This window comes from Acinetobacter sp. YH12116, from assembly GCF_013418895.1.
GTDB classification, from domain to species: domain Bacteria; phylum Pseudomonadota; class Gammaproteobacteria; order Pseudomonadales; family Moraxellaceae; genus Acinetobacter; species Acinetobacter indicus.
The window spans coordinates 26,065-38,375 of the sequence record NZ_VPBE01000013.1; the positions used below are offsets into that span (position 1 = coordinate 26,065).

10 protein-coding genes and 1 pseudogene are annotated in these 12,311 nt (G+C 33.1%); all 11 read right to left on the reverse strand.

Features of this window, described 5'->3' with window-relative positions; genetic code table 11:
- Window positions 1-4: 4 nt before the first annotated feature.
- A complete protein-coding gene (locus tag FTU54_RS09240) occupies window positions 5-946 on the reverse strand; it encodes an NAD-dependent epimerase/dehydratase family protein (RefSeq protein ID WP_180074652.1) in 942 nt (313 codons plus the stop codon).
- Between the two features lie 12 nt (window positions 947-958).
- Window positions 959-2,194, reverse strand: coding sequence for a glycosyltransferase family 4 protein (locus FTU54_RS09245; RefSeq protein ID WP_180074653.1), 1,236 nt, complete (start codon window positions 2,192-2,194; stop codon window positions 959-961).
- Window positions 2,195-2,200: 6 nt separating this feature from the next.
- The gene (gene wecB, locus FTU54_RS09250) at window positions 2,201-3,271 is read right to left on the reverse strand and encodes a non-hydrolyzing UDP-N-acetylglucosamine 2-epimerase (RefSeq protein WP_180074654.1); all 1,071 of its coding nucleotides are present in this window, start codon (window positions 3,269-3,271) and stop codon (window positions 2,201-2,203) included.
- Between the two features lie 3 nt (window positions 3,272-3,274).
- A complete protein-coding gene (locus FTU54_RS09255; protein WP_180074655.1) occupies window positions 3,275-4,393 on the reverse strand; it encodes a glycosyltransferase family 4 protein in 1,119 nt (372 codons plus the stop codon).
- A complete protein-coding gene (locus FTU54_RS09260) occupies window positions 4,394-5,545 on the reverse strand; it encodes a glycosyltransferase (RefSeq protein ID WP_180074656.1) in 1,152 nt (383 codons plus the stop codon).
- Between the two features lie 34 nt (window positions 5,546-5,579).
- Window positions 5,580-6,917, reverse strand: coding sequence for a hypothetical protein (locus tag FTU54_RS09265; RefSeq protein WP_180074657.1), 1,338 nt, complete (start codon window positions 6,915-6,917; stop codon window positions 5,580-5,582).
- 2 nt (window positions 6,918-6,919) lie between these two features.
- Complete coding sequence (locus FTU54_RS09270; protein WP_180074658.1) at window positions 6,920-8,272, reverse strand: polysaccharide deacetylase family protein; 1,353 nt, start codon at window positions 8,270-8,272, stop codon at window positions 6,920-6,922.
- Window positions 8,273-8,297: 25 nt separating this feature from the next.
- Window positions 8,298-8,447, reverse strand: a pseudogene (locus FTU54_RS15380) (antibiotic acetyltransferase); the annotation flags it as partial.
- A 299-nt stretch (window positions 8,448-8,746) separates the two neighbouring features.
- Window positions 8,747-9,916 carry a hypothetical protein gene (locus tag FTU54_RS09280; RefSeq protein WP_180074660.1) on the reverse strand — a complete coding sequence of 390 codons (1,170 nt, stop codon included), beginning with the start codon at window positions 9,914-9,916 and terminating at the stop codon, window positions 8,747-8,749.
- Window positions 9,913-11,046, reverse strand: a complete 1,134-nt coding sequence (locus FTU54_RS09285; protein ID WP_180074661.1) for a CapA family protein — start codon at window positions 11,044-11,046, stop codon at window positions 9,913-9,915. Before FTU54_RS09285 ends, FTU54_RS09280 begins: the two co-directional genes overlap by 4 nt.
- A complete protein-coding gene (locus FTU54_RS09290) occupies window positions 11,043-12,305 on the reverse strand; it encodes an oligosaccharide flippase family protein (protein WP_180074662.1) in 1,263 nt (420 codons plus the stop codon). Before FTU54_RS09290 ends, FTU54_RS09285 begins: the two co-directional genes overlap by 4 nt.
- Between the last annotated feature and the right edge of the window lie 6 nt (window positions 12,306-12,311).

Here is a 12,311-nt window from a genome sequence, read left to right on the forward strand (position 1 = left end):
AGGCTCAATTTTTATGTGGTGTAGTAAACATTTTTTCCAGGCTTGCATCGACACTATAGGGTGCAGTCCAACCTAAAAGTTGAGTATTTTTTGTAGTATCTACCACCAACTCTGAACATAGGCGTGATGCCACTGCTTTTTTCCCCACCAAGCTTGCCATAAAACTAATCAAGCTTTTTGGTATAGGTAACATTAATAATTGGTTATTTTGGTATTTTGCTAATTTTTCAAATAGTTGTTTGACTGAAATGTCATCCTGATCACTGGCTAAAAATACTTCACGGTTGGCATTTGGATGAGTCATACAAGTATGAATAAGGTCAGCCAAGTTATAAACACTCACCATACTGCGTTTATTGTTTAAGCAACCAATAGGTAAAGGCAATTTTTTAGTTGCCAAGTTCACCATACTTTTAAAGTTGGCTTTTACTTTCGGTCCATAAATGAGGACGGGACGAATAATAACCACTTCTAAACCTGTACGTTGAGAGAGCGCAAGTAAGGCTTGTTCTGCTTCATATTTAGATAGGCCATACGGGTCATCTGTGTGGACATCGTCATTAGGACAAAAGGCTTGCGTGGTGGTTTGTTCACCATTGACTTTAATGCTGCTTAAGTAAATAAAGCGTTTAACGCCACTTTGTACCGCTTTTTGTGCAAGGTTTAATGTGCCTTGTACATTGGTTTGGCGATATGCTTCAAGTGGCGATGCAGCAGTTTCATGCATGACATGAGCACGACCTGCACAGTGAATAATAACCTCAACTTCGCTCAAATCAATATGGTCTAAATTGTCATTTAGATCAAAATTAATATTTTCAACGTTTGAATAATTAAAAACTTGAGGAGTACGTGTATGTGCGATCACAGAATAACCTTTATCAGATAAATACTGACAAATAAACTTACCGAGAAAACCATTAGCGCCTGTGATTAATACTCTCATACATCATCTCTTTTAATTGAAAAATAATATTTTATTTAGTCTTTTTGCAAGAACTTCATAATCATGATTTCCCTTTCCATATTTATAGCCGTTTTCTCCCATAATTTCTCTTTGCTGTACAGAAAGGGACGATATTTTTTCTACTGCCTTAACAATCTGACTCGAATCTCCTGGTTGAATTTCCACTCCACAATTAGCATCTTTAACTGGTGTATATTCTCCAGAATCAATAGCATAAATTATAGGCTTTGCAGCCAAAAAATAATCAAATAATTTATTTGGAGAAACACCGTACTTAAAAACAGGATCATGACTTAATCCAATATAACAAGCATCAAATTTTGCCAGCATACTTGGAATTTGTTTTTTAGGAATTGGATTTAAAATTAATATATTTTTCAATCCATTAACTTCAACCATATCCTCTAAAGTAGATTTAAATTCACCTTTTCCGACAATAATGAAAAAATATCGTTCATCATTTTTAAATTTAATAGCTGCTTCTACAAGATTAGATAAACAATTAGCTGTTCCAATACTACCTGTATAGCCTATAATAAATTTATCATTAGGAATTAGTTGCAAAATTTTGTCTGGCAACTCTTGTGAACTTTCAACAGCACCCGCATAAAAACCATTTGGTATCCAATGAAACTTCTTTGGATTTAACCCTCTTTGGACCATATGATTTATACTATATTTTAAATTTGAAATAACTTTAGTTGATTTTTGATATGCTCTATCTTCAACCCATTGCAAAAATCTTACGAATGGATGAGATTTAGAATATCCTCCCAATTCAACAATTGTTAAAGGCCAAATATCCCGCACCTCAAATATAAGTGGCACTTTATATTGTTTTGCTAATCGTTCAGCACCTAAAAAACCGATTAAACTTAAAGATGAATAAAGGATAACATCTGGCTTATCTTCAATGAAACGTCCGATTCTAGAAATTTTCCACGCAAATTCAATCCAGTTCATAATCCTGCGTTTATTTTTAGAACTTTCATAAGTTGGTACTTTAATCCAAACAAACTTAAAGTTCTCTTCAAAACTTTCAATTTTTATTTCACCCTCAAATTGAACTGGATTACTTTGAATATGAGAATATGAGGCAGAAAATACATATACTTTATGACCTAATTTTGCTAGCTCAGTGGCCAAATAAAAATGTCGATTATGGAAGCCAGACTCAGGAGTTGAACAATATTGATTAAATATCCAAATTGTTTTTTTTTCAATCATGATAAGTTACACACGCTCCAAGAAATCAACAATATTTTGAGATGCTTGACCGCCACCATATAAATTCAATGGATCTTCAATCGTCTTATCTAACATTACTTTTGTATATTCAATAATTTTTTGAGTATCTGCACCTGCAAGTACGTTCACACCATTTTCAATTAATTCAACCCATTCGGTTTGGTCTCGCATAGTAATACACGGTTTTTTGAAGAAAAATGCTTCCTTTTGTACACCACCGCTATCCGAAACAACCGCATTACAATGCTTCAATAGCCAAATCATTTCTAAATACCCAACAGGCTCTAAAACTAACATCTCCAGCTTTAAACCTAAAGATTTCACCACCTTTTGAGTACGTGGGTGCAAAGGTAAAACTACTGGTAAAATATGTTGGTGAATATAGTTCAATGCATCTACAATGGCTTTTAAACGTATAGGATCATCTGTATTTTCTGCACGATGTAATGTTGCCACAATAAAATTAGATTCAGGCACATCTTTAAGAGTTTCACCTTTTACCGCTCGTTCTGCAAAAAACATTGATGAATCTTGCATAACATCACCAACATTTAAAACTTGTACAGACTTTTTTTCAAAACCTTCATTTTTTAAATTTTTTACAGCGGTATCAGTTGGGCAGAATAAAATATCGCTGACCTGATCCGTTAAAATACGGTTAATTTCTTCAGGCATACGCATATTAAAACTACGCAGACCTGCTTCAATATGTGCAACAGGAATATGTAGTTTAGCTGCAGCCAAAGCACCAGCTAACGTAGAGTTGGTATCACCATAAACCATTAAACGATCAGGTTTTGACTCTAGGCAGATTTTTTCAATCGCTTCTAACATACGACCAGTCATTGAACCATGACTACCACTATTAATATTCAATTGATAATGTGGCTTTGGCATACCAAGTTGGTCAAAGAAAATATTCGACATATTGGCATCAAAATGTTGTCCAGTATGAATAATTTCTTCAGATAAATCTGCCGTTTTTTCAATCGCAGCAGAAACTACACTTGCTTTAATAAATTGCGGACGTGCGCCAATGACTGTAAGAATTTTCATTAATTAATTACCTAATAGCTCTTCGTAAAGTTGAAATAATTTAGCTTCTTCAATAGACCAATTATATTTTTCATTCACTGCTTTAATTCCATTTTGCCCCATTTGTGCTGCTAAAGTTTTATCATTAACTAATATATCAATAGCATTTGCAATTTGCTTTGGATTTTCAGGATCTACACAGATACCACAATTATTGTCCTCAATAATAGATTTCCATAATGGATAATTTGAACCGATGACAGGAATACCCGCACTCATATATTCAAACATTTTATTTGGTTGGGCATCTATATGATTTGGCACAGGCAGAAAAGTAACTAACCCAGCTATGGATTTTTGAAGCACTTCTCTAACTTGCTCTCTATTTAATTGACCTAATTCATTAACTGCATGCCAACCAATTTTTTTGATAAAAATTTCAGTTGTACTTTTTTCATTACAAGTGCCTACTAAATTTAATCTAGTACTTGTTTTTAATAGAGATAATGCATCTACAACTTGTTCAATCCCTCTAATTTTAGTAATTCCACCGACATACGCAATTTCATTTTGAATTTTCGACCAATCTTTATCTAAAGGAGTTAATTCACCCAATAAAGGATAGTTATTAATATCTATCGCTTTTTTAGAAATTTTAGAAAACTTATCACGAATTACAGGTGTAGCAGTCACAATGGCATCAAGTTTAGAACATATAAACTTTTCATAGTATTTAACTATAAATGATATTATATAAGCATTAAACTTATTTAAATATGGTTTGCTTAAAACTTGCTTAGGCAGGTCTTCGTGAGCATCAAAAATTACTTTTCTTCCTGCTTTTTTTAGATTCAAAGCAATTTGTAATAATTCAGGATCATGAAGATGATATAAGTCAGCATCTAATTTTAGAGCAGCCTGTAAAATTCTTTGTGGAGAATTCTTCATTCTATCTAGGCGAGAATTAGGCTTTCCCACATCAATAATATTAATTTTATTATCATCAACGTAGCTACCTAATCCATCCGCAACTATAAGAGAACACTTATAATTCCTATTCAAAGAAATTAATTCCTTATGATATATTCGAATATCATTTCTTGGATGAACTGAGGTTAAATGAGCAATTTTAGCCGTCGACATTTAGTTAATCCCCTTTTGCTCAAACATATTTTTATATGCAGCTAACATTTTTTGCTCTTGCACTTCCCAAGCATTATCACAAGCCACCTGATAAGCATTTTTTTTCATATTCGTTAAGTCTTGATCCAAGAAATTATCTACAGCCTGACTAATTCCACTCGCAGAGAAATCGCTGACAACTGCTCCCATATTGTTACGAACAACTAGTTCAGACATATCTTTCATATTTGAAACCAACACAGGTAAACCAGCCATAGCATACTCAAACAACTTATTTGGCATGCAAAAATAATAAGACAGGCAAGTTTTCTCAATAAGAGAAATCCCCAAATCGGCAGATGAGGTATATTCCAATACTATATGTGGAGGTACAGCAGGAAAAAAGAAAATATTATGGTATGTATTAGCAGCAGATTTTATATCTTGCTCTAATCCTCCATACCCCATAAAAACAACAACAACTTTATCATCAATACGGGCCTTAAATGCATCTAATATTAAATTTATACCTCGACCCGACATCAAACCGCCCTGATAAAGCAAGATAATTTGATTATCACGAATACCCAAGTTCTCACGAAAGTGATTATTTACTTTTAGTTCTCTTTTATTCGGTGCATTCATTATAACAGAAGGTCGCCTAATATTATATTCTTTAGCATACCAATCTGCGATACTCTCGCTAACCACTAATGTCATATCCACATGCTTAATTAAACTTTTTTCCATCCATTTACCAAGTTTTTTTCTAAACCCTTTTTTACCATTAGTTTCAGATTCCAGCTCATGAGTATCATAAACTAATATAGCTTTATACATATATTTTAAGAATAAACCTAAAGGCAGCAAACCTAAAGTATGAATATTTACCATACCAATATTTTTGTCTTTATAGAATTGATAAACTTTAAAGCAATACTCCAAGTATTTAAAAATTTGTACAAAAAAATTTTTGCTTAATTTTCTACTACGTAAAGGAAAACGTTTAAGCTCTCGTCCATCATCATAAATATAGTTTTCATCTAAGCCATCTTTATACAGCCCAGAAATATATAGTTTTTTAACAATACCTGAATCAGTCAGGCTTTTTGTTTGCTTTAACACCCGACTAGGATTCGTTAGTTCATTAAGATTAATATGAAGATTATTCATATGCATTCACCTAAACTCTAAAATCATAAAATTTCTAGGACTGCTTTCGTCTAATAGCAAATACACTGATAGAAAAGCCCATAAAAAACCATATAACTAACCAACCTTTAGATACAGAAAAGTTAGCATAGATAAATAAAAACAAAAGCACACAGAACAGCCATAAATTTAAAATCCCTTGCTGAAAACCTTGAGCATTAATTCTAGCTGTACGAATATTTCTAATTAAAGTCCTAAATACCAAAAAGAATAGAGCAATCACAATTGATACCCCTACTACACCCAGCTCAGCAACAATATTGGGGATAAAATTATGCAAATACAGCCCTGAATTACCTGTTGTTAGATATGCCACATTTATATTCCCCCAAATAGGAGAATATCCCATTTGTGTACTTCCAGTTTCTTTTAAAATATTTAAGCGTGAATCAATAGAACTATTTGTTCCATCACCAAACCCGAAAATACGAGTTGTATTTAAATCAAAGCCACTAACCTGTAAAGCAAGAACCGCAATCAATAAACCACCTACAACAGATACAATAGAATATTGAAGAAGCTTCTTAATACCGCTTTTAGATAACGGTACAGATAGCTTGTTTTCCAGAAAAGTATTTCTAAGCTGTTGACTAAAAGCTAAAAATGAAATTACCACTGTCATAGGATAAATTGCTAACAAATTAGCTGTAGCAGCATTCGAGCCGATCATCTGACTACTAACGAGGGAAAAAAACAAACCAACACTATAAACAATAAGCCAAAAAATTAAATCAAAGAATTTTTTTGTCACTGTATTGCTAATAATTTTTAAATAGACAAAAGATCCCATAATAAAAAGTAAAATCAGAAAACTTCCTGCTCGTTGATAGCCACCATCTACATCATCGATATAAAATATATCCGTCCTCACCAATCGAGCACTATATTCAAGAAAAATATCAAAACAAAGTAAAGCAAAAATAATAAGAAGCAACTTCGCACTTTTAACATTTTCGTTTAAAGTTGAAAACGTATCTAATGCACGCCTAGCAAAAGTACCCATTAAGAAAAATAATAATATTCCTCCTGTTGTAGCAACAGTAATTTGCTTAAGATAATATAAATCCTGCAAATCTATTATCACCCTTACTACGATCCACATTATAAACATCAAAAATAAAAAAAAATGCCAGTAGACAGAAATTGAATTTTGTATGCCTTGCACAAAGAGCAAGCCACCAGCCAACCCAACAAAACCAGCTAGTAGTAATATTCCAGTCCCCATCTCACCTACACTTATGATATTTAGGGTGAGGTAACCAAAAATTAATATAATTTGCGCAAAATTAATTAATAGCTGAGCAGTAGGTATTCTCAATCTGAATAAACTCATACTTAGCTCTCAATAATACGCTGATACATGCCTTTTAGCATTTCATTTTTTTTAAAATAAGAGTTATGCCATAAAGTTGTAAAACATCCACTTACCCGACGACATTTATCCTTAAGCTCTAAAAACTTATTTTCTGCTTGTGGAGTTACATTCAGTCCAAGATATATGGGATCTATTATTGTACACTCCATTGCAATCAATGGCCGAATACGGATATTTAAAGATTGCTGAGTCATGGGATTAAAAGCTGGATATTCAAAACAAGTTCCGCAACGGAAACCAGGGCGATCCGCATAACTTAGTGTACTATCATAAGACATACCTGCATTTTCCCAAGCTTGAAGAGTAGTTGGATGCTCCCAACGCAGGTAGTGCATCCGACCACCAAAAGTGGTTTGATCAATACCAGCTTGCTCACAAGCATAGCGTAGATTATCGGCTTCTTGCTGAATTAACTCTGGGGCTTGGTACGTTGCATAGCTAGGGTGTAAACCAATTTCATGCCCATTTTGATGAATATGCTGCATGAGTTTTTGAATCACTGGATGTGCCAACGTGTATTCAGCATCTTTATCTGTTGTACCACCACAGATAAAATAAAAAGCACTGGTAAGATTATTTGCATTAGACTGCTGCATTAACCAATCGAACGTGTTATGTGGATCATATTCATGCAGCTGCTCTTTAGTAGCAAACTTTATCCAGAATGTCTCAATAAAGGCTTTCATATCATGACGCTTAACCAAGTGACCAATCATGATACGTAGAACCTCCCCCCAAGACTTAAAAGCGTAAGGACTCGGAGAATCTACATCATGAGAAACTTTCATGTTGAATGTGTGTTGTTTAAGCTCCACCTCTAGCCAAACCTGTTGGATTATTTGTCCGAGAATATTTAACCACTCATCAACAATAGGACGTTCTAAATAATTATAATGATAAGCATGAGAATGAATTGCAGGAAATCGTTGGTGATTATCTAAATCTGTTCTACCTACTTCCTCTAAACGGTTTAAACACCAATAAACTAATCCTAAGACATCATAATTTACATATATATCTTGTTCCACAGGACTAAAAATAGGTGTGCTTAACGGTTTTGTTGAAGGAGCCTTTAATACTGGATCAATAGCACCAACCAGCCCTTCGGTCTCAGCATTCCACTCATAACATCCTAGTTGTGTTTTCCCAAATTGATAAAAAGCACTATCCAAATTAGTAAAAATAAGCTTTTTATCACTACCTTCTTTTTTTAAAACAATAGTCTCTTGTGTAAGTTCAAAATTAAATTTGATACCAAAGCGCTCAAAAAAAATCTGTTCTAACCATTTCAATTGATTTTGTGAAAAAAACATATTCACCCACTTAAGATCGGTATTTAATAACTCTAGCAGGATTACCAACTACTATAGCGAATTCAGGAACATCTTTAACAACCACTGCACCAGCACCAATGACTGCACCATTACCAATTGTAACACCTTTTAAGATAGTCACATTTGCTGCAATCCACACATCATTGCCAATTACAATGGGTGCTGTACTATGCTTTTGTTTACGGATTAATTCGTTTTTTTGTATGCCATGATCACGTCCCCAAATTACCGTTTTGGGTCCTATCATGACATCATTACCAATGGTAATCTCACCTAACAGATGACAACCAGCATTCATATAAAAATTATTACCAATAGTTATTAATGGGCTACCAGATAACCTACAATATGGTTCTATCTTAGCAGTGCCATTAAAAACAACGTTAGATGCGATACTATGATGATATATAATTACCCCTCTTGATCGTAGAGCAATTTTCTTTAAGAAAAATATTATTTTTTGCTTAAGCGTTTTAGCCATGTTGCTACCATTCCTCTAGGGTATCCCTTTAAATCATAAATAAAAGGCGCTAAATCTCTAAAATTAAAAACTGCAAAAAACATACCTTTAAAAAACACATTCTGTATAAAAAATTTCAAATATTGTTTTCGTCTAATCAAATTCAATATTTCATGTTTCATATAAACAAAATGAATAATCTCCTCTTTATCTTGTTTATATTTGATTACAGGTAAACCAAGTGCATCATTCCATTGCGTAAATTGTAATTTAACTCCAGATAAATTACCTACTCTATGCCACATCATAGAGCGCAGATTAATCTCCATGAGCTTATATTGACCATCACGATGGTCATATTTAAATTCTGGCTCAGCAATTCCATACAAATTCATACCATCAAGCAAAGTTCTGCCTTGTTCTAAAACCGTTTCTGGTGCTTCATTACTTGCACTGGAAAAAACACCAAATGCATCAGGATATTGTGTTAATTTTTTTCCTGTCCATTCATTTAAAATTTCTCCCTTTTTTGATCTATATGCAGTATAAGCGTAGATTTGAGTATCATCACCAGGGATAAACTCTGATGCTAAAAAGCTAAAGCCTTTTTGTAAGTAATCATGTAATAAATCTTTATTCTTATAAAAATCATCAATACTTTGGAGGTATAGACTTCTAAAAACATCACTCACCATATCTTGACGTGTATTTGGCTTCACTAATAAGGGAAACAACAACTCTTCCATCTTATTAAAATCTTGTTCTGCGCTTAGTTCAATTGTTTTTGGATATGGCACCCCAAGTTTTTCGCAAAATTTATATTGAATATTTTTATCTAAACTTTCTTTCAGATTTTCATGGTTAAATGGCAAAAAACAAAAATCACAAATTTCATCTTTCAACTCCCATAAAAGCTCTAACTGTATATCATCTGTTGGGAAGCAAATAATGTAATCAAAATGCTCTTTCAAAGAAAATAAAGCTTCTCTAAAACTATCTACTGTTTTTTCAACTGTCGTAATGCCTAAAACTTTATTACTTTTTCTAGTAAGCGACGTACCATAATCAAATAACCAAATATTATCAACACCCTCATCCTTCAGTTCACGTACAATAGAATAGCCATTAACATAGCCACCTAAAACCAAAGCTATATTTCTCATTTAGCCCCCATTATTTTTGATCTAACCTTTGTTAAAATTCTCTTCAGACCAAGCTGGCGTATATGAAAAAATCTAATCTGTATGCGCCAAAAGAAATATACTCTTTTAGCATGTAATTGATAAATAAATTTATAAATCGGCATTGGTAATTTATATATCTGAGATAACAAAAACACCCAAATAACAAAAAATATATTTAGAACCTTATTCAATTTATATATTGCTGGAATATCATCATCTTGAATAATCAACTCACTCTTGATTTTATGAGTTTCACTATCAAGAAGTAAAACCATAGAAACTCGATTAACAAATCTCCATTTTTTATACGTGAGTTCATATACTCGGTGATATTGTCTTGTTATGTATCTAACATCTTTTCTTTCACTCTCAGTTGGATATGCAATTTGAGTAGGTGATTGAATATAAAAATTAGGAAATAAAAAATTTCCTAGACTCATATAAGCCTTTTTTCCATTATGATTAATAACACCTTGCACTCGATGGCAGTGCATACCAATGATCGACACAACCCTTTGATCTTCCAAAAGTTTTTTGACTAAAATAATATCATGGGCTGGTGGAAGCCAGACATGCTCTCTCCCCCAATGAAAATAAAGAATAGCTTTCTTTCCTTTATCCAACTTATCCAAATCACTACAAATTTTTTCATATCGCAATGGATTTATTCCTGGTGTATTTTCACCAGCTACAACAATTTGATTTAAATAAGGTTTTCCGAAATCACAGTAGCCCAAAACAACCAAGTTCTCTGCCAACTCTACACTACTACTAGCATCTTCTATGTTTTTTCCAGCACCAAAAGTTTTAAACCCAGCTTTTTTTAAGTTTAAAGAGGTTTCAACAATTCCATGTATACCCTTGTCTTGTATGTGATTATGAGCAAGATTTATAATATCAAATTTCATTTCCCTTAATTGTAATAAGGATTGAGTGCCTGTATATAAAGTACATTTATTTTCTACAAACTCAGAATCACTAACTGCCTGTTCAAGGTTTACTACTCGGATATCGGCTTCTTTATATAGATCACTTTTTATGATATTGGTACAATTTTTATTTAGTAGCTCACCACCTAAAAATAAATCACCTGAAAAAAAAATCTTCATAATTTTGCATCAGCCACAAATTTTAATAAAAAATAGAGAAGTATATAGTGAATTGAGGTTACAACAGTATACACTCTCAAGAAATCCTCAAAACTCAAATGAAAAACACTACTTAATATTAGAACACCTATAGATAAAATAAGTAAGGCTATCTGCCACGCTAAAGCTAACCCTTGTTTTTCAAAAATATTATTCGTATTACTTAGTGCAGCACCAACAAATCTAACAATAAAAACAGGCACAATTATCTGTGCATATTCACCAGCAATCCGCCATTTATCACCAAACATAATTTCAAAAAGTGATGGCAGTACAAAATACAGCGGGATAAAAAACACACAAGACAATACTACAAGCTTTTTTGTAGTTGCATTAAAAATTTTAGTCGCCTTGCCTGTTTTATTTTTTTCGATGGTAGCCTGCTGAAAGTAAACCTGACCTATAGAACTTCCAATTAAAGTCGCAGGCATTCCAAGTATACGTTGTGCCAATGAATAAAAACCTAATGTTGTAATACTATAAAAAGTCGTAATCAACACGTTTAATAATTGGTATGATAACGTATTTGATAGTGTTGCCCACATCGAATACTTAGGAAAGTCAATGTAACGGTATGCTACACGTTTCATTTCCACCCATTTTATATTTGCCAATGAGTATTGTCGTTTGACATTAAACGCCAATCGAGTGTTTGCAACTAGGTTTGATGCAATGTGACCCGAAATCAAACCACCAACTGTTGCTTTTATTGCACCAACGCCCAACTGCACTGCGGCTTGAACAACAGATTTATATACTGTTGCTTTTGCGATATCTTTATAACATTTCTTTCTATTATTAAGATAATTTAATACATTATAAAGTCCAAGCAAAAAAACCACGAATGGAACAAAGTACAACCAGAATCCTATAAATTGATTATCTAGTAACGTCACTAAATATTGATTTAAAAAAATAGCTGGAAGTAATAAACATATAGATAATACTGTAGCAATCAACACCCCCATAGCAGCCACATTAATAGCTTCATCATCACTTTCAGGTAACATGATTGCCAGCTCATAGCGTCCATTCGCCACAGAGCCCAAAATTGTTGTTATAGCAACAAACAAAGCCAATACCCCAAAATCTTCAGGTGTGTACATTCTTGTAAGTATTGGAGTAATGACTATTGGTATCGCTTGTGCAACTGTTGTACCTGTCATAAGTGTTAGTACATTTTTTGCAAAGCTACTCTGTGGAGTTAATTTATTTAACATTTCTTA